Origin of the sequence: Leptospira sarikeiensis (assembly GCF_004769615.1) — a bacterium.
Taxonomy (GTDB): domain Bacteria; phylum Spirochaetota; class Leptospiria; order Leptospirales; family Leptospiraceae; genus Leptospira_B; species Leptospira_B sarikeiensis.
The window spans coordinates 17,975-40,438 of sequence record NZ_RQGF01000008.1 but is presented as its reverse complement, the minus strand read 5'-3'; the positions used below and the strand labels follow the sequence as shown (position 1 = coordinate 40,438).

The window sequence follows — 22,464 nt, the reverse complement described above, 5'->3', positions numbered from 1 at the left end:
TGCCTTGCTCTTTGCCGTCGCAGATCGACAGCAGAGGCGGGATAGAGAAGAACCCGACTTTTCTTCTTCTCCTTTTCTAAGTGTGATGGAAGGAGAGGTTTCCGACCAGAATACCTATCCCACTTTCAAATTTTCATTCTCCGATCTCAAATTAAAAGCTAGAGCATTATCCAAACAACGTTACATTCCTCCTAAACTTTCTACTACAGACTTTTTGAAAGGTCTACCATGGAATCAGTATAAGAACATTGTATTTCGTCCTGAAAAATCGGTTTGGAAAAAAGAAGGAAACCCTTTCCAGTTGCAATTCCTACATCCGGGGCATTTGTATAATACGAACGTAAGAGTGTTTGAAGTCAGAGGAGATTTTGCAAGAGAGATCCCATACGATCCTTCTTCTTTCGATCTATCCAAACTAAAAGGAGTGGGAGAACTTCCGACTAATCTTGGTTATTCGGGATTCAAGATCCATTTTCCGATCAATACCCAGGAGCATACGGATGAGTTTGCAGTCTTCCAGGGAGCAAGTTATTATAGGATCATTTCCAAAAAACAATGGTATGGACTTTCCGCTCGAGGAATTGCAGTCAATACCGGAATGCCTTATCCGGAGGATTTTCCGGCATTCCGTGAATTTTATGTAGTTAAGCCAGACAAAACGGATTCTTCAATTACCGTTTATGCATTGTTAGATGGGAAAACTGCTACAGGCGCTTATGAATTTCAGATCACACCCGGAAAGGTTTCTGCGGTAAAAGTCAGTGCAGAAGTTACCTTAAGAACAAAAGTGGATCGTTTGGGAATCGCTCCATTGACCAGTATGTATTGGTATAGCGAGACGAGAGGTATTCCGAAAGGACAGGCTTATCCGGAATCTCATGACTCCGACGGCTTACTTATTCATTCTGGAAGAGGAGAATGGATCTGGAGACCTCTCGATAATCCGAAACGAAGCACTACGTATTCTTTTCCGGAAGAAAATCCGAGAGGATTCGGTTTGATCCAAAGAGATAGAGAATTCCAAAATTATCAGCATAGCGAAATGAAATACCAACTTAGGCCGAGCGCTTGGGTGGAGCCGGAAACTCCTTTCGGTAAGGGGAGTGTTCAACTTCTGGAAAATCCTACCGTCCAAGATTCTGATGATAATATGGGGGCGTATTGGATGCCGGATCCGATCCCGGGTCCAGGAACTCCATTCGATTTTTCTTATACTGTTCGCTGGCCTGATACCGACCCGTTACCTGAAAGTTTAGCGAAAGTTGTCGCGACTCGGATCGGGGATGCTCAGGGAGATCCCGACTTGAAGATGTTCTATGTGGATTTCAAAAATTCCAGTCTTAGTTCTTTGGATGCTTTCTCTTATATCCAAGCAAAGATAGATACCGGAGAGAATGCGGAACTTTCCGAATACTCAGTACAAAAAATAGAAGAGACTGGGGTATGGAGACTTACCTTTGGGGTTTATCCTAAAAATAAATTCAGGCCCTCAGACCTAAAGGCCGCATTGAGCAGAAACCAAGAAATCATTTCAGAAACCTGGAATTTCGTACTTGAGCCGAACTAAAAAAAAACCGGAAGACCTGGAAAACGCCGGTTTTCCGAAAAATCCGAATTCTTCCAAAGAGTGGGATCGTTTGGAGCTTTATCTAAGAGGAATGGGAATAGAAGATAGTTTGGAGATCCAAAAGATCCTTTCCAAAGTATTCTCGAAAGCTGAAAATCAGAACGTAAGTATATTCGAAATTTTTAAAGAAGAAATTTCCGCGAAATTGGATCGAGATTGGGAAAGTGGACTTCCTTCTTTGGAGCCAGGTTCAATGGTCCCTAGACCGATCGATTTTGGACCTCTTGCGGATCTGGCCTCTCCCTCTGCAGAAAAACCGGAACCTGTGGCATTGGTACTCACTGCGTTATTCTGGGCGGCGGTTTATATATCTTTAGCATTCTGGTATTTTTCATGAACGGAGAAACGATATCTTCTAATTTTTCTGCTCCGGAAGGGATCTTAAAAGAAGCATTCGATTCCAGAAAATTTACTTATAGAAGATTAGGATTTGTTGGTCTTCTTGGACTTCTTTCCTTATTCGGAATTTATTTAGAATATCGTTTTCTTCTAATCAACGGAATTTCCCCTCTGGAATGGGCCACTCTTTTATTATTCTGCTTTTTATTTCCTTTATTAGCATTCGGAGCGACTACCGCAATTTTTGGGGCCATCCAAAGAATAAGAGGAGGAGATCCTACAAGAATTTCAGGATTAATTTCCGGAGTGAAAGTTGTTCCGAAAGATCTTCCTCCCACGGCGGTAGTAATTCCGATCCATTGTGAAGACGTAGCAAGAGTCACAGCTGGATTAGAATCTATGATGAGATCTGCGGCTTCAGTCGGTCTAGGAGAGAACTTGGACTTCTTTCTTTTATCCGACACTACGGATCCGGATATATGGCTCCAGGAAGAAAAAGCGTTCTCTAAACTTTCCAGAAAACCTGAAACAAAAGGTAGAGTATATTACAGAAAACGAAGGATCAACTTAAATAAAAAATCCGGGAACATTGCCGACTTTTGCAGAAGATGGGGAAGACGTTATAGATACATGATCGTTTTGGACGCAGACAGCATCTTAACAGGTGAATGTATGCTGAATCTGATCCGACTCATGGAAGCAGTGCCTAACGCAGGTATCATACAAACAGTCCCTAAGATCATTCGTGGTAGAAGTTTATTCCAAAGACTCGCTCAGTTCGGGACCTGGCTTGGTAATCCTATCTTTGGCGCAGGCTCTTATTATTGGCAGGTGTTTTCGGGTCCTTTCTGGGGTCATAATGCGATCGTAAGATTAAAACCTTTTATGGAGCATTGTGGTCTTCCTGGTTTACCCGGAGAAGGTGCCATCGGTGGAAAGATCCTATCTCATGATACTGTAGAGGCTGCATTAATTAGAAAAGCTGGATATACTGTTTGGTTTGCATATGATTTGGAAGGCTCCTACGAAGAATGTCCTCCAAACCTTTTGGAAAGTCTGAAGAGGGATAATCGTTGGTGCCAGGGGAATCTTCAACATTTCTGGTTTTTGTTCGTGGGAGGTCTTAGGATCTCGAGTAGGATCCATATTCTTTTGGGAATATTATCCTACGGAAGCTCTCTTCTTTGGGCGCTACTTTTGATCGCTACCAGTTTTACAGTAATGGCTGATACGGATTATTATCGTCTCGCTTCCATTCCGGAAGAATGGGCCCAGTTCCAAGAGAGTATGTATCTTCCTGTATTTTACGGATTACAAATTTATACGATTCTAATATTATTTTTACCTAGGATCCTTTCTTTTCTGGACGGTCTGTTTTTCAGAAGAAAGGAAAGTGGCATCGGTTTTTTCTCGTTTATATTTTCTTTCTTCGCAGAATTTATTCAATCAGTGATTTTGGCTCCTGCGTATATGGTGCAATATACCCGTTTCCTTTGGACAACATTCTGGAATCGTAAAATTGAATGGGGGCCTCAGAATAGAGACCCTGCACTCGGTATTGATAGAATGGCGGCAGCTCGTGCTCTATTGCCTCAGGCGTTTTATGGCACGGGAATTTCAGTCTGGTTATTCGTTTATTATCCGGTCCTATTCTATTGGTTGCTTCCGATTACTGGGGGATGGCTTCTCTCTTATTTTTGGAGTGTATGGACTTCTTCTTCAAAACAAGGAGAGGTATGGAAGAAGAGAGGTTTACTTCTGACCCCGGAAGAGACTAAGGACAATCCGATACTATCCGATACGGAAAAATTAGAGAAAGAATACTCGGAGTTTTTGGAAGGAATGGATGAAGGTAAGGGAATTTTCCTATCTATAGCTGATCCTTTACTTTTTCGTTTTCATACTTCTCGTTTAAGATCCAGAAAGAAAGAATCCGATGCTCGTAAACGATATATGGATGTTTTAGTTTCAAATTGGAAAGAGTCAGGACCGAATTCATTAAATTCCAAAGAGATCAATCGGATCTTATGGGATAAAAGAACATTAAACGATTTGCATCTTTGGTTTTGGGAAACCGATCTTTCTAAACCTCATACTTGGTGGAAGGAAAGGTTTTTAGAATACCAGACCAGGCTTCGTAAAGAGCAGATCGTATCCTGGTTTCAATAAGATATGAGTTATTTTCACACAGAGCTCACAGAGATTTAATTTTCTCCAAAATTCTCCGTGAACTCTGTGCGAAATTGATTTCCTGCCCTTATAAAATATATTCGATCGCGTCCTGCGAAAAAGTTAGGATCTAAATTAGGAATTAGTCTTTGGAATTCTTTGGGCAGGATCGTAAAAGAACTGCTCTTGTTTGATCTTCTCTCCTTCCCATAATTGGTATGTCAATTCTTCCATGTCTGTGGAAGTTCCATCCTTCCAATCAAAATGAAACACCCATCGGATCACAACATGATCTCCATTTACAAACACCGGACGAATACATTTGGATGATAAAGATTTTGCCCTTCTTAAGACTAAACGTTCGTTTGTAAGATGAAGATCTCTTCCAATTCTAGGAGGAGAAAGGTTTTCTTGCATCGAAGAGTCTTCAGTATAGAATAGTTCTATTGCTTCGTCATGTTTATTTGATTCTACGACAGTTATAAATTTTTCTAAGGTCTCTATACTCGGCATATTGGGCTCCTAAAGTTACATTAGAGTTTTAGCTTTGCATCAATTGATCTAACTTAGAATCTCTTTAATGGAATCTAAGATGTCTTGGGTCGAATCTTTTTGGAAACGAGGATCATTCTTAGGGTTCGCAAATTTTGCAGTAGATGAGGCTTCCGTCCATTGAAAATTAAACAATTCCTCATGAGAGATGTAGGAAGATTTATATTGGGATTTTAGCGCTTCTACTAGATAAGGATACTCCGGAAAATTTCCGCGATCTGTATACAGAATAGGAGTCTCGGCAAAATACGCTTCGCTCAAGATCCCATAACCCGGTTTAGTAAGCACAAAATCGCAGGCACTGAGTAAATCGGGATAATGGCAGTTCGGAATGGTCACAATCCCTAAATTGTTCTTGGATTCAATTTTCCATTCTATCCCGCCGATCACGATCCTTCGTTTGGAAGGATCCCAATATTTCCAGTCAAATTGAGAAGAATCGATCCCATAGGCTCCGAAAGAAAAAAGATAATATTCAATTCCTTCTTCGAAGCCGTAATATTTTCTCGCTTCTTCTTTACTTAAATTTGGTTTTCTCCCGAGTAATCCGATCTCTTTCTTTTTTAAAATAGATGTCACTGGGCAAGAAAGAGGAAGAATAAGTCCTAAATCGCAGAGTGAGTATTCTTTTTTTAATTCTTTTGAATATTCCTGAAATATTAAGGAATCATAATGGGAATATATATAATCCCAGGTGAAATTTCCCAAAAATAGGGAAGGGATCTTTAGGTCCGAGGATATTTGGAATGGCAAGGAACCTGAGTCCGACCAGATTAGATCCGGTTTTTCCTTTTTAATAAAATCGCATTCGGATCCAAATAGATCTGTGACTTTCTTTTTAAATTCTATGATCTCTTTCTCGGTAGAATCCAAATCCATTCCGAGCGAATCTTTTTGAACGATTCCTACGTCAGTTTTGGTTTTTCTGAATTGAACTTTAGTTTTTACGGTTCCCCAGATCCCGTTCATATCTAAAGAAGAGGCAAATTCTTCTCCTCTAGGAGAATGTATGGTCGCAGACCATTCAGGATTTTGGTATAAAAGTTTGGTGATTGCTTCTAAGGAACGGCTGATATGTCCGAAACCATGGCCGCTAACGAATGCGGAGATCTTTACTTTTTTCATTTACGGTTTTGTCGAAGGACTTCGTACATTAGGATCCCTGCAGACATCGCAAGATTTAAACTATCCGCAACACCTTTCATAGGAAGAGAAATATATTCGTCGCTTTGGGATCGAGCGTAGGAACTCAAACCGTATTGTTCGCTTCCGAATACAAGTGCAATTTTCCCTTTCAGATTTCCGTCCCAATGTAAGGATTTTGCTTCCGGAGTGACCGCGATGGTCCTATAGCCAGATTTTTTTAAAACAGGATATAATTCCTGGATGTCGGACTGGAAAACATCCAAGGTGAATAAGGTTCCGGTAGAAGAGCGAATAACGTTTGGGTTGAATAGATCGAGTCTTGGATCCGCGACAAAAACGGCATTAAATCCTGCGCCTTCTGCCGTTCGCAAAATAGTTCCGAGATTTCCCGGCTTTTCCACACCTTCGATTACGAGTACTGGATCTCCGCTGAGTTTTATCTTTGGAGAAAGAGAAAAATCCGGAAGTTCGGCGGTCGCAATTAAACCGTCGGGGCGATCTCTATAGGAAATTTTTTCGAAAACCTGCTTAGGTACTAGGATTGTCTTAGCATCGATGGAATCTACGAGTTCTTCTTCGTTTTCTCCTAAGTAGCAGGAAGGAGAAATGAGCAAGTATTCGAATTTTACTTTTCCAGAAACTTTCGCTCTCTGGATCTCTCTGTAACCTTCTATAAAAAAAGTTTTGGATTTTTCTCGGTTTTTCTTCTCCTTTAAACCGGAAATGTATTTTAACTTTTCGTTTGAAAAGCTGCTTATCTCCAAAACGTTCTTCTTCAAAGTTTTACTCTGTTCGAATAGAATACACAATTAGAACCGGCAGGATGTAATCTTCCTGTGGATTCGTTGATCGAAAGTTCTTCGGTTAAATAATGACCTGGAGTTTTGATCCTTCCTTCTAAAATCCTGCGAAGAGCCAATGGACTAAATCCTGTGGAATGGCAGGTTAAAAACACGAACTCGGGCTTGTTATCACAGAGTTGCATCAAAAGGTCCATCATTTCGGGAAGGTCTTTTTCTATTTTGAAAACTTCTCCGCTTGCTCCTCTTCCGAATGTAGGAGGATCTAATATGAATCCTATATATTTTTTATTCCTTCTGATCTCTCTATTCAGGAATTTTAATACGTCTTCCACGATCCAACGGACTTTTTTATCTGCGAGGCCTGAAACTTGCGCGTTCTCTCTAGCCCATTCTACCATTCCTTTTGAGGAATCCAAATGACAGGCATCCAAACCTCCTGCAAGCACGGATAAGGTGGAAAGTCCCGAGTAAGCGAATAAGTTAAGGACTTCTCCTTGGCCTTCTAATTGAGAAGATACATTTCGGATCCTATCCCAGTTTGCTAATTGTTCCGGGAATATTCCCAAATGTCCGAAGGGAGTAAAACGGACCTTTACCGTCAAAGGTGGGATCTGGATCAGAAACTCATCTTCGGAGTCTGGTCTTGCTGCCCCGCCTGTTTTCCAATTCCAATTTCCACCTCCCTTATCGCTACGATGGTACTCGCCGTCTGCGTCTTTCCAAAGAGAGATTTGTGTGGGAGGCCAAGCTGCTACAGGAGAAGGGCGAATTACTTTGAAAGGACCCACTTGTTCCAGTTTTTTAAAATTTCCGGAATCGATCAGCTGGTAGGTATTTTTATTTTTACTCATATATTTCGAAGAAGTTTCTAAAACCTTAAGTTCCATAGAAGGCTCCCGGATCTTTGATCCAAAGACAACTTAAGTTTTAGGTTCGGGATCTTTCGGATACATTTCTCGATAGATATGCACCTTGAAATATTTACCTTCCGGAAATTCCTTACGTGTAGGATGATCCGGTTCAGGCTTTAATTTCAAAAGATCCTTATACTTCCATCCTTTGGATTCCAGGGTTTCTCTGCCAATCTTTTCGAATTCGGGTTCGAGGATTCTTCCGGAACAGGATAATAGGATCAGGTCCCCTCCAGGTTCTAAAAAAGAAATTGCCTTACTAATTAGACTGCGATAAGCTTTTTTACCTGCAGGAACGGATGCCTGATTCGGAGTTAGATTGGGTGGGTCTAAAACGATCAGGGAAAACTTTTTTTCTCCTAAAAAATCCCATTCTTTAAACAAGTCTGCTCTGATCAGATGATGTTTTCCTTTGGTAAAGATCCTGTTCTTTTCTTCAAAGTTCAATTTTTCGTCCGGAGCGTCTATCCTGGATGAAAATTCCTCCAAGGCTTCCTTTGCACCGTCCACAGAAGTAATCGATTTTGCTCCAGCGGCTTCTATACAAACTGATGTGAGGCCGGTATGAGAGAATAGGTGCAGACAATCCCTTCCGCCTGCTAATTCATTTTTTTTTAATATATGAAGCCTTAAGTTCCTTACATCTAAGAAGAAGCCTCCTTTCTGTCCGGGGATTTGTGTCTTCCATCGGACCCGATCTAAAAAGATATTCTCTTCATAAGGGATTTCTTTTTTTCCTCGAATAAATCGTAAAGGAGCGGAATCTTCCGATCCGATCCTTTGAGGGGAGATCCAGACGATCTGTTCCGGAAGGGGAGAAACGATAGAATAAAGAATTCGAATGACTAATCTTGTAAATTTACGAAGAGACTTGGAATAAGTTTGGACCACCCAAGTTTTCCCGTATCTATCCACAGTGATTCCCGGAATAAGATCATTCTCTCCATGTAAGAGTCGATATGCGTCCGTATTTTTTAAGAGAGGTTTTCTAAGATCGAATGCATTCGAGATCGTTTTTTTTAATTCAGTAAGTGAAAAATCTTTTCCTCTCTGTATGATCCGGATTCCCACAAGTCCGGTAGAAGAATAGATTCCGAATCCTAAAGTTTCATTTGCGCCGGATACAAGTTTTACCCAATCTCCGTCTTTAAATGCGGAAATTGCCGAAGATAATTTTCCGTTTAAGATCCAAGGATGTCCCGAGCGAAGGACTGCCTCGGTGGTTTTATTTAATTGATATCTACGGAAACGATTCGGAATTTCGACGGAAGCCACTTTGATTTCGACTTAGAGTGATTCAGGTCAATGTATGATAAATAGATTGGATTTCAATTCATTAAACGATCTCACGCTAAGCAGTAAAGAGAATAAGGCCGATCCTTATAATCTAAATCCCTTTGCGTTTTCGCGTCTCTGCGTGAGAATTTCTAAATAAAAAAAGGACAGAGATAAAACCCTGTCCTTTTCAAAAAATCGGATTTGAAAAATCTTATTTTTTCTTAGCGTCGTCGTATTTAGTGTCAGTCGCTCCGGTGTAGATCTGACGAGGTCTTCCGATTTTCATGTCGGGAGATTCTATCATTTCTTTCCATTGAGCGATCCAGCCAGGAAGACGTCCCATTGCGAACATTACTGTGAACATGTTCACAGGAATTCCAAGCGCGCGGTAGATGATACCGCTATAGAAGTCAACGTTCGGATAAAGTTTTCTTTCTACGAAGTAAGAATCATTCAGAGCCGCTTCTTCCAGTTCTTTAGCAATATCTAATAGAGGATCGTTTACTCCTAGTCTAGAAAGAACCGCGTCACAAGCTTTTTTGATGATCTTAGCGCGTGGGTCGAAGTTTTTATAAACTCTATGTCCGAATCCGGAAAGACGGAATGCGTCGTTTTTATCTTTTGCTTTTTCTACGATCTTTTTCACAGGAAGACCGGAAGCTTTGATCTCCAAAAGCATTTCTAATACTTCTTGGTTTGCTCCACCGTGGCGAGGTCCCCAAAGAGCACAGATCCCAGCAGAGATCGCACCGTATAAGTTCGCGAGTGAAGATCCTACCAAACGAACAGTAGAAGTGGAGCAGTTCTGTTCGTGATCCGCGTGTAGGATAAGCAGAAGGTTCAATGCTTTTACGATTTCAGGATCCACATAATATTCCTCGCTTGGAACGGAGAACATCATGTTTAAAAAGTTACTACAATAATCCAAATGATTCAGAGGATGGATCGTAGGTTGCCCCAAAGATTTTTTGTAAGCGAATGCCGCGATTGTGGGGAATTTCGCCAGAAGACGGATCATAGAAATATGTCTATGTTCCGCATTTTCAGGATCATAAGAATCCTGATAATAAGTGGATAGGGAACCGATCATAGTAGACATGATCGCCATAGGGTGACCGTCTTTAGGGAATCCATTATAAAGGCGTTTTAGATCCTCATGAATGAGGGTATGCATCGTAAGTTCTTTGTCCCAATCTTGGAGTTCCTTTTCGGAAGGTAAACGTCCGTAGATCAGAAGATAAGCTACTTCAGTGAAGCTAGATTTTTCCGCGAGTTGTTCGATCGGAATTCCACGATATCTTAAAATTCCAAGCTCTCCGTCCAGGAAAGTCACAGCACTCGTACATGCTCCGGTATTTAAGTAACCGTTATCTAAAGTGATGTATCCTGTTTGTTGTCTGAGTTTGGAGATGTCTATGGCCTTTTCGTTTTCGGTTCCGACAATGATCGGTAGTTCGTATTCTTTACCGTCGATTTTTAAAATTGCGGTGTTTGCCATTTTTTACTCCTGTTAGTTGAATGATATTTAAAGAACTGGTTCAGGTAGACCTCGGGGCAGCGAGACGAAATTAGAATCCCGCCCCGGTCCCTAGAACTATTCCATGAATTGGAAATTCTAGACAATCCAAAAAAAAGAATCCGTTTCGCTGGCTCAGCGGTTTTTGTACTGCCTTAAACTTTGGTAATTATAATAGTTCGACGTTACGATCCTGCAATAATCACGCGGTTCTTTTAGTGGGAGTTCCTCTAAAAAATGATTAAAATCTCCGTGATAATGGTTCCGTTTCCATTTTCTGAGATTTCCCGGACCTCCGTTATAAGCGATCGAGGCCCATTTCAAATCGTTTTCGTTGGAAGAAAGAAGGTATTTTAGGAATTTTGCACCCATTTGTATAGAAATTTCCGGATCAAAAAGAGAATAAGGTCCAAGTCCCAGCCCCTGAGCTAACCCTTTTCCCGTAGGTCCCATAATCTGCATGAGCCCTCTTGCATTGGAAGAAGATACCGCATTTTCTTTAAAAAAGGATTCCTGCCTCATTACGGCATATACTATGTCTTCGTCGATCCCGAAAGATTGGGAATATCTTGCCACATGATCTCTATGAGGTCTCGGATAAATCCTGGATGCAAGTTTAGAAGGAAGAAGGATCACATCGTCAGGTATCCTTCTTCTTTTCATTAGATTTCTTGTATGGAATACTGTAAGATATTGGTTTCCTGTAACTTCGCCTAAGGCCGCGAGTATTTCGTCTTTTTCTTCTTCCGAAGTTCCGCTTTGTTGTGCGAATTTATCAACCAGGGAATTCGCATGAGACATTTCCCCGATCTCCAGATATTCTTTAGCATTTTGTAATAGATGATTACTTCTGATCTTACTATGAGCGGAGTCTATTCGGATATCCAAAGAGAAAGAATCCGGAAAATACGCAAATTCCAGGTCCCTCCCTATGATCTTGTCAGAATATTTCGGGTCTCCTGCAGTAAGGGATAAATATTCGTAAAGAGTATCCTTATTTCTTAAAGGGCTCTCCGGTTTTTGGATGGAAGAGATCTCATTTGCGAATTCTTCCCGTATTACCCTCGTATAGTAGGAACCTGGAATGGATCTATAATAGGATTTTAGCCAGGAGATCAGTTCTTCCTGTTTTCCTTTTGATTTTAGACTTCTAAGATACCAATAGACCAATCTTCCTTTTACTGGTAGATTCGGAATTCGTTTCAGCGCCTCTTTCCAATAGTTCTCTTCTAAAAAATGAGAATGATCCCCAATCAAAAGATCGATGAGTTCGTCTTGTCGGATTAGGTTATAAGGATTTTTTTCTAAAGAGGAAAGTAGACCGTTGAAATACTTATCCCTTTCTCCTAATCTTTTATAGGCCCTTGCATATGCATATTCCACGGATTCGGAAGAAGAAAGATTTGTTTTTTCTAATAGATCTAAACCAGCTTTCGCCAAATTCTGATTAGAAAGCTCCACAGACATCGCAGCTGTGAACTCTGGAAAATATTCCGCAAAACTTTTATGTCTGGAGAATAAGGAAGAAAGTCTCTCCGGATAATATTGGACTAAACCTCTACAAGCTGCCTTCCAACTCTCAGGCCTTTCGAAAATGACCGAACCGAAATATTGGTGGGATGAAATAAAAGATTTTTTGTCTCCAATATCCATGAATGGAATGAATAGAACCGCCTTATCCAAAGAAATATGTTGGTAGAAATTTTCTCCCTTCCAAGTCCTCAAGTCTGTATATATGTCTTTTTTTACGTAAGAAGGAACATTCGGGTCATCCGCCAAAGCGTAAAGAAGTGCTTCTCCTTTTTGGGTCTCTCCAAACTTATATAAGGCCTTGGCGTATCTATAATATGCCATCGCTCCAAAATATTCTTTTCTATCTTTTTCGGAAAAACTTTCCGCGTATTCTTTTGCTTCCTTAAATTCTCCGCTTTCGTAATGGATCCTCAGGATCTCTGTGATCACATTTTTATAGACAGGATCGTAGTCAGGGGGAAGTTTTTTTAGATAGGAGATGAGTTCGGAGGAGGATAAACTTTTTCGTTTTACCATTTCTTCATACAATTTCCAAAAACTTGTTTTGGTAACTGCGTTTAAAGGTGGGAGAGGGCTTTTGATTATTCCTAAAAGTTCTTCTTTCGTTACCCCGACCACCAATCTTCCTTTCAAAAGGGATACAAGATATCTGAATTTATTTCCCTCGTCTCCGTCCGGATGCGTTTCATGAAAACGGACTAGGGCAAATACTTCGGATTCTTTGGAAGGGGATCTCTCCCTGAAAATCCTACGTATTTTTTCCAAACTATAGGATTTCACCAGATATTTTAGGTCTTCATCAGCGAAAAGACTGCCGACAACTAGAAAAGGGAGTAACCCCAGAATCGTTTTTTTCATGCGATTCTTCTCACTTAATCCACCTTAAAAAGGGTTCAACTCCAAAAAGGAGTCTTTATGCATATATCGGTATCTGAAACAGAATGGCCTGAAATAACTTTAAGGCATCCGGACTTTGAGGTCAAAAAACAGGATCGAAAACCGGACACGGAAGTGCTAAGGCTAAAAACCAAGATCCTGGATCATTATAGCGGAAGTATTTTAACTCATCTTAGGCCATTTCAATGTTTCCGAGCGGACTTGTACGGAAGATTCGTGTTCCATTCTCCTAGATTTGATTGGATCAGAGAAGACGGAATTACTGAGAGAGAAGAGAAACTTCTTCGGTTATTTTTTCAGGAACTATTGGATGAATTGAAAGGGAATCTGGTTTGGGATCCCGAACTTTTCTTTTTATGTTCAGCTTTCCTTCTTTGTGAGGATAGGGTCCGAGAATATCAGGAATTATTGTATTCTTTCGGAGAAGATCTAAAAGAAGCAAAAGAAGGAAGACGTTTATTATATTTTATCGGACAAATCTCAGAGTCGGATATTTTCCTTAAAGAAGGTCTAGAAAGAAAAGAAAGACTCGCATACATTCACAAAACTGCCGGCCTAAGTCAGGAAGAACAGAATGAATTATTCGATCTAGTCATTTCTTCCCAAGAGCCCGATTTGCTTGGTCTCGCGTATCATTATTTCAAAGATAAATTGGAAGGACTTAGAAACGTAAAAGTTTTAGATGCGATCCTCTCTAGAAAAATAGAAGAATTTTCCAGAACGGAAGCTGACTTCTTCTTAGAACAATATTCTCTTAGGCATACAATCTTAGATCGTTTCTTCCTGATCAAAAAATGCAAACCAAGAGACGTGGTCTTCGAATGGATTGCAGAGGAAAAAAAGAAAAACGGAAGAGAAGAGTTAAAAGAAACTTTGAGAGATTCTATCCAAGAGGGTGGAGATGATTCCTTATTCGATCGTTATAAGATCTTGAAAGAGCAGGGGATGTCCTACACTCTTAGGCCCTTCGAACTTTTAGTTCTTTGGAATTCTACATTAGCTGGAGAGTTGGATTCGGATATGATCTCTGTTAGAGCTCAAACTCCAGGATCTTATCTGACACAAAGAGCGATCGCAGTCCAAGAGTTTAAGGATAAAAAATTTGAGACTTTCAGAGAAAGATTACCTTTAACAGGAAGATTTCAATATTCTCCTGAAATGATCTACTTGAAAGCGATCTCTCTTTTGGAAACCGGTCCTGCGGAAGAAGGAGTCCAGTTGATGGAATCTTTGGTTCATAAGTTCCCACAATCCGATTTTCTCAGACTGGTCTTGGACCGGTATAAAAGAAAAAGTTAAGGCCCCGAGGTAAATCCTCCCTGTGTTCCTACGGATGGATAATTCGTATTATTATAGGAGTAGTACATTTGATCTGCACCGGAATAATATACGGAAGTTGCAGTCCGACCCGTTTCTGGCGGGCCAAAAAGATCCATGCCCACGAAAGTGCCGTTCAGTTCGTAAAAACCTCGAAATGGAATTAGATATCCGTTAGTACTTATATTATTAACGGTCCCGATGGCAGTTCCGAAAACCATGACCCGATTAAAGGAAGCATAGGAGATTGCGACTTGATCTGTGCTTCCTCCTGAATATCCAATTACGTGATACCATTGTTTGGTTCCAGAAGAATTGAATTTGTATATTAGGGAATTATTATAACCTAAATATTGGTTGCCTTCTACATAGCCGGTGCCGTTAAAACTTCCGCCTAAGTATATATTTCCACTTGGATCAAATGTTGTCCCAGTGGATTTGTAACTATTGCCGTTTACACCTACACCAACATAACGCACCCATTCTTGAGATAGATTGGAATTATATTTAGCTAGATATACAGTTGTTCCGTTCCCACCTGGAGTTTGTCCTCCTAAGGAGCCATTGGTTCTTCCTGTAAAATAGATATTTCCGCTCGGATCTATTGAAATTGTTTCACCGTATGTATATTTATTGGCCGCTCCTAAAAGTAGAGATGAGATTAGATTTCCATCTGTATCCAGTTTTAATACGAAGGCGTCCCAGGTTCCGCTTGGGTTCTGGCCATTCACTGCAGAACTTGTAGAACCGATCGTATAAACATTGCCGGAAGGATCTAAAGCGATTTTATTGGAACCGGCAAATAAGGTACTGTTTAATAACTTTGACCATAAGATATTCCCATCTTTATCTAATTTTATGAGGAAATTACAGAACCCGGTGTTACTACATGTATTTACTCCGAAGGTCCCACTTCCTGAACTTCCAATAATGTAAATATTCGCATTTGAATCGATAGCTCCTCCAGTGATTTGACCGTAAAGCATTGTATCTGTAAAAGTTTGGACCCATTCCCTACAACTACTGATGCTTGGAAATTTTAAGACGTAAGGAGTTTGGGTTTTTTGTGGGTTTTTCCCTCCCAAATTTTCCGTGGTATTTCCCGCTACGTAAATAGCCCCTTGAGAGTCTTTGAAAATGGCGGTTGTAGTCGTATCCTTTCTGCCTATATTATTGTAATTGTACATACATTCGGACTCGTGCAAATTCCCATCATCCGAATTTCCATTGTTTTGAGGTTGGGATAATAGTGGTAGTAGAGATAGAGGGTTTGTTCCTCCAGAAGGATCACAAGAAATAAGAAAACTTGATATTACGAAAATAGAGAATAATGTTTTAGGACTGTTCATGTTTATATTTTTTATTCAAGGATTTTGAAAGTAAGACAGGGATCTACAAATTTTATTTGAATAGATGTATAACGTTTCTCATAAAATAGGTTCTAAGACTGGGAGTCTCGTGTATCCCATATGGGATGAGGTTGGGTCCTGTGTTCTCAATGTTGATTAAGGTGTTTTGAGTATTCGTTACTTCGTTAAAATTTCCGGTCCATAAGCTCCCAGGATCTGATTTGCTCCTGGACCGGTATAAAAGAAAAAGTTAATATTTAAAATGAGAGTATCTGTCCTTTACTGTCATAAGAAGCATTTGAAATTACGGTCCCGAAATAGACCCCTCCGCTTCCTCCATAAGTAACACCGATCGGGAAGTAGGTAGTTCCGCTCGTCCCAAAACGATTCGTAGAAACTTTCGTACCGTTTGGCTGATAAATAGTAGCGAATACATCTGCATTTCCTATTTTAAGAACGGAATCGAAAGAATATGCCGAGGTTCTTCCTACTATATAGATATTGCCGGACGGGCCCATTGTGATCCCTTCGGAGGCTGCATAAGGTGTTCCTGGTAATCCACCTAAGAGTCTTGTCCATTGTTTGGTCCCGGAAGAATTATACTTCATCGTAAATATATTCCCGTCCCCTTGGCTGGTTTGTCCGTCAATAGAACCGTCTATGCTAGAGTCACCAAGAACATAGATATTTCCGGAAGCATCCGTTGTGGCGCCTCTTACGTTTAAAGTTCCTACTTGTCCAAAGTAATTTGTGAAATTTGATAAACGTACCCATTGGAGAGCAAGGCTCGAATCGAATTTCGCAACATACATATTATTGGAAACGGAAGAAGTTTCTTCCCCTAAGGCGTAGCCCGCTTGTCCCGCTAAAATAATATTTCCATCAGAATCGATTGCTACTGCATAAGGAATCGTAGCAGTTCCCGCATTTCCTAAACGAACAACGCTACTTAGATCTCCGTTCGGTTCGATTTTTTGAATGAATGCGTCATTTAAGCCGGAAGCTGGTTGACCATTGAATGTTCCACCGATTGATCCTACCCAATAAATATTGCCGGAAGGATCGAGAGCGATCTTTGATTTAGAAAATATCTCAGGAAACATCTTGGTCCATAATACGGAGCCGTTACTGGAATTTAGTTTAGATAAAAATGTACATGGATAGCCGCTGCAACTAACTCCCTTTACGGCCCCGAAAGACAATCCTAGTACGTAAATATTTCCATTAAGATCAGCTAAGACATTGTTTACGGATCCTCCATTCCCGGATGGATCATCTAAAACTGTGATCCATTCCTTGCAAAGATCGCCCGATCTATATTTGATCACAAATGCGTTTTTGTAAGAATTAACTGAGTTTCCACCCAGGTCATTGGTCGATTGACCTGCAAGATATATGTTCCCGGAATGATCTTTAAAAATCGACTCTGGGTCGGTGTCATCCGTTCCGATCGGATCGGCTGCAGTTTGGTTTAAACATTCTTCCGGACCGCTACTGCCGCCACCTCCGTCTCCTCCACCGGAATTATTTCCGCTTTCACTCGAATTTCCGGACAGAAATGGTAACGCCAATCCTAAACCTTGTGAGGAAGAAGAATCGGAGCAAGATGGCAATAGTAATATTGTTAATAAAACACTAATGGATGTTGATTTTATATTTTTCATTCTATTTTATATAGCGATTTAGTTGATAAGTGAGACAAGGGATTTCGGTTTATTTTGAAATAAGTATATTATTTAAATATGATGTATATCTTCTGTGGGATATGATTGTGTCAATGTTTTGTTACGGTGTAAATTTTACCGAACCTTGATCCACCGCTTGTCTGGATTTGAGATAAGAATTGTATAGAACTAGGCCCTTTGTATATGATTGCCTTTGCCTCACTATCTATACTTTCGTTTCCAGATAATAGATACGGCCCAGTCTTTCCGTTAGAACGATAACTTAAGAGAAAAGAAGAAGTATTCCCATTAGATACTAGTTTTCCTAAATTCCCATTTGTTGTACCTAAAACATATAATAGTCCGTCGGGACCAATCGTTAATTCAGATGAATAAGTAGAAGTTCCAAATGATCCACCTAAAACCTTCGTCCAAATTTTGTTTCCTAGAGGATCTAATTTGATCGTAAATGCATCCGTTCCAGAAACGGTATTTTGCCCGGTAATCTGACCGTCTCCTATAGAGTTCCCTAAAGCATAAACATTTCCCGAAGAGTCTGATGCTAGATCCGTTAATGCCAATTGTGGTGTGTCATTTGCTTGTTGGATAACATTAAGCCAGAGTTGGTTGAGACCAGAATCGTATTTAGCTACGAATATGCTGCTGGTTAATGAATTTACTTCCATCGTTCCCAAAAGAAATACATCGCCCGAAGAATTTACGGATAAAAAGGTAGGATAAGAAAAATCGGTTTTACAATCGGTCACCAATGATTTGGTTACATTTCCATTCGTATCATATTTTAAGATGATAATTTTGTCTACACCTATGCCGAAATCTACTCCATCATATTCATCAGAAGAATAAGATATATAAATATTATTATCCTGATCAATTGCCAAACTAGGAACTTGTCCGAACGAACTTAAGATCTTTGACCAAACTCTTGTTCCGGAAGGATTGTATTTATAAAGGAATATGCAAAAGCCGGAGCAGCCTGGGTTATTTCCAAAACTCGCTTTTCCGGTAACATAAATATTTCCGGAAGAATCGGTAACAACACTGAATACCTCTTCTCCACTGCTTGTAGTGGATACACTTAGGAACTTCACCCATTCTAAACTATTGCTGGAAGATTTGTATTTGGCTAAGAAAGGATTCATACGAGAGGAATTATTGCCCCCGCCAAGATTTTCTGAACTCATTCCAACTACATAAAGATTGGAATTAGAATGATCAAAATAAAACTTAGAAGGCTCTGTATTGATATTTCCAATTGAAAATAATTCATAGGGTTGGTCGAAACCTTCCGGGACTTGGACTAGTGCCAAAAGAGGAAAAAATGGGACAGCCGGACCTCCGCCAGTTAGCTCGCAATTGAATAGCTGCAAACATAGCAGAAAAGGAAGAAAGCGTAGGGGCCGATTCGGATACATGTAGTTCTATTCTTATTCAATTTCTAACCCCGTCTGGAATTAAAGTAAATTATGACAGCTTATATGAAAAATGAATGACTTTGAGGATGGAAGCCGGGGGTGACGCGTAGCGAGAATATTCCGATTGGGATATGAATTTCAATGGAAATGATTTTTGATACATTCGGATAATCTGTAATATATTATAAAAACATAAAGTATGGAAAAACTTTTATTGCCGATAGAATAGGCCTTTACTGTAAGGATTGTAGGTTTGTTTAGCTTAAAACCAAATCTGGGCAACTTTAAAGGAGGGGGAATTTTGCCTGGAAATAGCCGGAATTTCCTTGCCTTAAGATTGTACTCCTTCTAAAATTTGTCCTAGACCCATGGCGATCACCCAAGAGCAAATCCTAGAACTCCAAAGGCATCAGAAGATGATCCAACAATTGGAGAAAATCCAAAGACTCTCCAAAAATGACGAACAGAAATACAGGGTTTCTAGGGATTTGGAAAAATATAGGAATCGTATGAGAGAGATTTCCCCGGAAGGGATCCCTGATAATTTGGAGACAGCAGCAGAACAGATCCGAATGTTCCGAGAAAATCCGGACGCAGCGGGGCGCATTCTTGCAAAATATCCGATCATGAAAATTTCTCCGAACTCAAACGATACGGAAGTGAATCAGATCGGTACCTGGATCAATGTTTTGGACAGAGAATATCTTCCGATCCTAAACGAAACACATATACGTTTCGACTTCTCTCATGGGAATGAGAAGGACGGCGTGGTAAAACATATGGAGAATATCCGTAGGAACATCAAAGTTCTCACCGAAACGATCGAAGAATACCAGGCAGCCGAAAAACAAGACTTCAGAGAGCAGCTTAGCAGGATGAAGAATAAACAAACTCGGATCTTTATCGCGGAAGCATTCGAGATGTTCCAAAAGTTCAACGAATTCCTCGCAAAAGTTTTAGGTGAATATAAAGCGGGAGGAGGAGTGATCATGAACATTGAGGACAATATCGCATTCAACTCTCGTTTTGAAAAAGCGACAGAGCTGGAAGGTAAATCTATTCCGGACGCTTTGGAAGAATTCAGGGAATTTACCGGCGAAGTTTTGGACAGGATCAACGTTCCAAATATCAAACACTAGATCCGAAATTTTTTCGTTTCTGGAAAAACTCTAACTATCTATCGATATTTTTCGCGGGTGTACGCGAATTTTCTAAACAAATACATGGACCCAAAGATTAGAAAACTTTCTTCAAACGAAACTCCTCCAATGGATCTTCTTTTACTTGCAGATCCGAATGAATCGATCGTGAGAGCATATTGGGACAGGGCGGAATGTTATATTCTGGAATCCGAAAAATCGGAAGTTTTAGGAGTGTATGTACTTCTTAAAACTAGACCCGGTACATATGAGATCATCAATGTTGCTGTAAAAGAAACCGAGCAAGGAAAAGGGTTCGGAAAAAAATTGGTGCTCCACGCGATCTCTCAGGCCAAAGAGAACGGAATACATAGCCTGGAAATCGGGACGGGGAATGCAGGGATTGGACAGCTGAGTCTATACCAAAAATGCGGTTTTAGAATTACAGGGATCGATTTCGATTTTTTTACGAAAAATTATCCGGAACCGATCTACGAAAACGGTATTTTGTGCAGGGATATGATCCGAATGAGTCTGGATCTTTGATCTTTTTCTACCCTTGGTCGTTTTTGGGGAGAAAAGAGACAGAAACCGTAAAAATAGCCGCTTCCTTAAAAAATTCCTTTTCCCAGGGGTGGGCTCGGTTTATTTAGTGTATAAACCCATTACCTGCGGGCTTTCGCAAATAGGATTTTATATTCATGGCACTTGTTAAGAATTCTTCCGAAGTTACAAACTCCACAATCGGTGAAAATTCCTACTTTAACGGAAAATTTTTCATCAATGGATCCTTAAAGATCGATGGAAAGTTCGAAGGAAAATCACTACAGGCGGAGCAATTGTATATCGGAGCATCCGGTAAGGTCCGCACTAATATCACCGCAGCGAGCGTTATCATAGAAGGGATCGTGATCGGAAATATCACTGCTCGTAACAGAGTGATGCTTCTTCCAACTTCCAGAATTTTGGGAGATATCCGCACGCCTGAGTTGATCATTCAAAACGGGGTTGTTCTGGAAGGACGTTGTATCATTTCCAGTGATCTAAAACATTCCAATAAGGATCATATCGAATTAGAATACGCTAAGGACTCTTTGACCTTAGAAAGACTTTTCGGTAAACAAACCGCAGCTAAGGAAGCTTAATCTTCCAAAAGACTTAGGCCTTGGTTCCCATTCTCATTACAGAAGGAGATCCTTGTGGAATCGGGCCGGAAATCCTCCAAATGTCCCGGGAGAAATTGCAATCATTCTCTCGGGAAAAAATAATCCTACTTATCAGTTCCCATCCTAATTTAGAATATCCTGATTGGAAAGAGATCAGCGATCCTTACCAGATTTCTTCGCCAGGCCTTTATGTTTGGAGAACTGGATTATTAAAATCTTCTGAAGTAAACTTTTTGCAAATAGGCAAACCAAGTGAGAGTTCGGGAAAAGCGGCTTTCTCTAGTTTGCAAGAAGGAGTTAAGATCCAAAAGAAGATCGGAGGGAACCTGATTACACTTCCTTTAAGTAAGGAATGGGTGATCCAATCCGGTATCAAAAAATTCAGAGGTCATACAGAGTATCTCGCAGAAAGTTATAAAAGGCAAACCTATATGCTCATGGCTGGAAAGGAACTGAATGTTCTTCCTTTGACCACTCATGTCCCTCTGAAGAAGGTTTCTTTCTACTTGAAAAAGATCCATTTACCTAGTCTAATTTCTGCGATCCGTTCTGCGCCTATCTCTCCCAAAGGTAAGATCGCATTTTTAGGTTTGAATCCTCACGCGGGAGAAGGAGGGAAGGTTGGAGACGAGGAGAAAAAGATCCTGATGCCGATCATTACAAAGATGAGAAAATCCGGTTTGGAAGTAACGGATCCGATCTCTGCAGATGGGGCATTCAGTGAGACTGCAAGATCCAAGTTTTCATTGTTTTTAGCCTGCTATCATGACCAAGGTTTGATACCTTTCAAGATGTGGGAGGGTAAATTCGGAGTAAATCTTACCTTAGGCCTGGATTTTATTCGGGTTTCTCCGGATCATGGAACGGCTTTTGATATTGCAGGCCAAAGAAAAGCGGATCCGGAAAGTTTTCTACAATGTTTAGAGTGGGTTTCCAGACCGGTTTCTGCCGAAAATGATCTTAGGAGATCTCATTAATGGTTCTTGCCCAATCAGGTACTTTACTGCAACAGATCGTATTTCCGATTTTTCTGATCTGGTTTGTAGGATTAACATTAGTTTTAATTCGTAACGATATAGAGATCATCTGGAAAATCGCGACATTCTTCATATTTGTGTTTTACTTCTTCCAATTTTTTCCGGAATTGAAAGAAGCCTACGAAAGGTTATCTAAATCTTATCCTTCCGAGATCTTAAGCTGGTTGTACGGGATCCCGAGAGCATTTTACTTTTTCCTACTATTCCTTTGGCCGATCGCAGTGATCCGGATGTATTATTCTGCATCTTCTACTCTTGCGAATATGACTGCTAAAACCCTGGTTGCAGCTACATTGGCATACTGGATTTTCTTTCTAGCCTATCATCAATTCACAGGGCCTATCGATGAATTTTTTAAGACCAAGTTTGTAGATTGGATCACGATCGTTCCTACTAAGTAAGGCTTTAGGTTTTTTATAGAGAGGGCTGCGAGCTTTATCAGTATAAAATATATAATACTGTGTATAGATCGTGTTGCCGCTGCTAATCAGTAAATTACTGATTGAGACTAAATCACAATCATTCGAAACTTCATATCGATGAAATATAAAATTAGGAGAGTACTTCCATGAGATTATTTATATT

19 protein-coding genes are annotated in these 22,464 nt (G+C 40.3%); 9 read left to right on the top strand and 10 right to left on the bottom strand.

The features are described from left to right. Positions 1–4 precede the first annotated feature (4 nt). The 3 genes from EHQ64_RS02540 to mdoH are packed head-to-tail and all read left to right on the top strand — an operon-like array spanning position 5 to position 4,135. Positions 5–1,567 (top strand): OpgD/OpgG family glucan biosynthesis protein, encoded by a 1,563-nt coding sequence (locus tag EHQ64_RS02540; RefSeq protein WP_246048528.1) that lies wholly within the window; start codon positions 5–7, stop codon positions 1,565–1,567. Next, positions 1,554–1,964: a hypothetical protein gene (locus EHQ64_RS02535; protein WP_135647938.1), complete on the top strand. Its 411-nt coding sequence runs from the start codon at positions 1,554–1,556 to the stop codon at positions 1,962–1,964. Before EHQ64_RS02540 ends, EHQ64_RS02535 begins: the two co-directional genes overlap by 14 nt. Beyond that, complete coding sequence (mdoH, locus tag EHQ64_RS02530; RefSeq protein ID WP_135647937.1) at positions 1,961–4,135, top strand: glucans biosynthesis glucosyltransferase MdoH; 2,175 nt, start codon at positions 1,961–1,963, stop codon at positions 4,133–4,135. The genes EHQ64_RS02535 and mdoH overlap by 4 nt, the downstream gene beginning before the upstream one ends. Positions 4,136–4,270: 135 nt before the next feature. On the opposite strand, the gene EHQ64_RS02525 is transcribed toward mdoH, so the two are convergent. The 7 genes from EHQ64_RS02525 to EHQ64_RS02495 form a co-directional block, all read right to left on the bottom strand. Then, positions 4,271–4,648, bottom strand: a complete 378-nt coding sequence (locus tag EHQ64_RS02525) for a nuclear transport factor 2-like protein (protein ID WP_135647936.1) — start codon at positions 4,646–4,648, stop codon at positions 4,271–4,273. A 48-nt stretch (positions 4,649–4,696) separates the two neighbouring features. Then, on the bottom strand, positions 4,697–5,812 hold the full coding sequence (locus tag EHQ64_RS02520) for a glycosyl transferase (RefSeq protein ID WP_135647935.1): 1,116 nt from the start codon (positions 5,810–5,812) through the stop codon (positions 4,697–4,699). Beyond that, positions 5,809–6,612 (bottom strand): TrmH family RNA methyltransferase, encoded by an 804-nt coding sequence (locus EHQ64_RS02515; RefSeq protein ID WP_135647934.1) that lies wholly within the window; start codon positions 6,610–6,612, stop codon positions 5,809–5,811. Before EHQ64_RS02515 ends, EHQ64_RS02520 begins: the two co-directional genes overlap by 4 nt. Beyond that, positions 6,609–7,523, bottom strand: coding sequence for a class I SAM-dependent methyltransferase (locus EHQ64_RS02510; protein ID WP_246048526.1), 915 nt, complete (start codon positions 7,521–7,523; stop codon positions 6,609–6,611). Before EHQ64_RS02510 ends, EHQ64_RS02515 begins: the two co-directional genes overlap by 4 nt. Positions 7,524–7,556: 33 nt before the next feature. Beyond that, positions 7,557–8,822 (bottom strand): class I SAM-dependent rRNA methyltransferase, encoded by a 1,266-nt coding sequence (locus tag EHQ64_RS02505; RefSeq protein WP_246048525.1) that lies wholly within the window; start codon positions 8,820–8,822, stop codon positions 7,557–7,559. Positions 8,823–9,036: 214 nt separating this feature from the next. Next, positions 9,037–10,323 (bottom strand): citrate synthase, encoded by a 1,287-nt coding sequence (locus EHQ64_RS02500; protein WP_135647933.1) that lies wholly within the window; start codon positions 10,321–10,323, stop codon positions 9,037–9,039. 153 nt (positions 10,324–10,476) lie between these two features. Beyond that, positions 10,477–12,732, bottom strand: a complete 2,256-nt coding sequence (locus tag EHQ64_RS02495; protein ID WP_135647932.1) for a transglycosylase SLT domain-containing protein — start codon at positions 12,730–12,732, stop codon at positions 10,477–10,479. A 57-nt stretch (positions 12,733–12,789) separates the two neighbouring features. Here EHQ64_RS02495 and EHQ64_RS02490 point away from each other — a divergent pair, with 57 nt between their 5' ends. After that, positions 12,790–14,070, top strand: coding sequence for a hypothetical protein (locus EHQ64_RS02490; protein ID WP_135647931.1), 1,281 nt, complete (start codon positions 12,790–12,792; stop codon positions 14,068–14,070). Here EHQ64_RS02490 and EHQ64_RS02485 read toward each other — a convergent pair. The 3 genes from EHQ64_RS02485 to EHQ64_RS02475 all read right to left on the bottom strand — a co-directional run bounded on the left by EHQ64_RS02485 (position 14,067) and on the right by EHQ64_RS02475 (position 18,492). Then, a complete protein-coding gene (locus EHQ64_RS02485) occupies positions 14,067–15,437 on the bottom strand; it encodes an SBBP repeat-containing protein (RefSeq protein WP_135647930.1) in 1,371 nt (456 codons plus the stop codon). The genes EHQ64_RS02490 and EHQ64_RS02485 overlap by 4 nt on opposite strands. A 257-nt stretch (positions 15,438–15,694) precedes the next feature. After that, positions 15,695–17,050 carry an NHL repeat-containing protein gene (locus tag EHQ64_RS02480; RefSeq protein WP_210410804.1) on the bottom strand — a complete coding sequence of 452 codons (1,356 nt, stop codon included), beginning with the start codon at positions 17,048–17,050 and terminating at the stop codon, positions 15,695–15,697. A 161-nt stretch (positions 17,051–17,211) separates the two neighbouring features. Continuing rightward, entirely contained in the window at positions 17,212–18,492 is a 1,281-nt protein-coding gene (locus EHQ64_RS02475) for an NHL repeat-containing protein (protein ID WP_210410803.1), read from the bottom strand. Between the two features lie 413 nt (positions 18,493–18,905). Between EHQ64_RS02475 and EHQ64_RS02470 the strand changes: the two genes are divergently transcribed. The 5 genes from EHQ64_RS02470 (at position 18,906) to EHQ64_RS02450 (ending at position 22,280) form a co-directional block, all read left to right on the top strand. Further along, the gene (locus tag EHQ64_RS02470) at positions 18,906–19,676 is read left to right on the top strand and encodes a hypothetical protein (RefSeq protein ID WP_135647927.1); all 771 of its coding nucleotides are present in this window, start codon (positions 18,906–18,908) and stop codon (positions 19,674–19,676) included. Positions 19,677–19,760: 84 nt separating this feature from the next. Continuing rightward, positions 19,761–20,222: a GNAT family N-acetyltransferase gene (locus tag EHQ64_RS02465; RefSeq protein ID WP_135647926.1), complete on the top strand. Its 462-nt coding sequence runs from the start codon at positions 19,761–19,763 to the stop codon at positions 20,220–20,222. Between the two features lie 155 nt (positions 20,223–20,377). Continuing rightward, positions 20,378–20,821, top strand: coding sequence for a bactofilin family protein (locus EHQ64_RS02460; RefSeq protein WP_008592184.1), 444 nt, complete (start codon positions 20,378–20,380; stop codon positions 20,819–20,821). 80 nt (positions 20,822–20,901) lie between these two features. Then, positions 20,902–21,819 (top strand): PdxA family dehydrogenase, encoded by a 918-nt coding sequence (locus EHQ64_RS02455; protein WP_135647925.1) that lies wholly within the window; start codon positions 20,902–20,904, stop codon positions 21,817–21,819. Beyond that, the gene (locus EHQ64_RS02450) at positions 21,819–22,280 is read left to right on the top strand and encodes a hypothetical protein (protein WP_135647924.1); all 462 of its coding nucleotides are present in this window, start codon (positions 21,819–21,821) and stop codon (positions 22,278–22,280) included. Before EHQ64_RS02455 ends, EHQ64_RS02450 begins: the two co-directional genes overlap by 1 nt. The last annotated feature ends 184 nt before the right edge of the window (positions 22,281–22,464 follow it).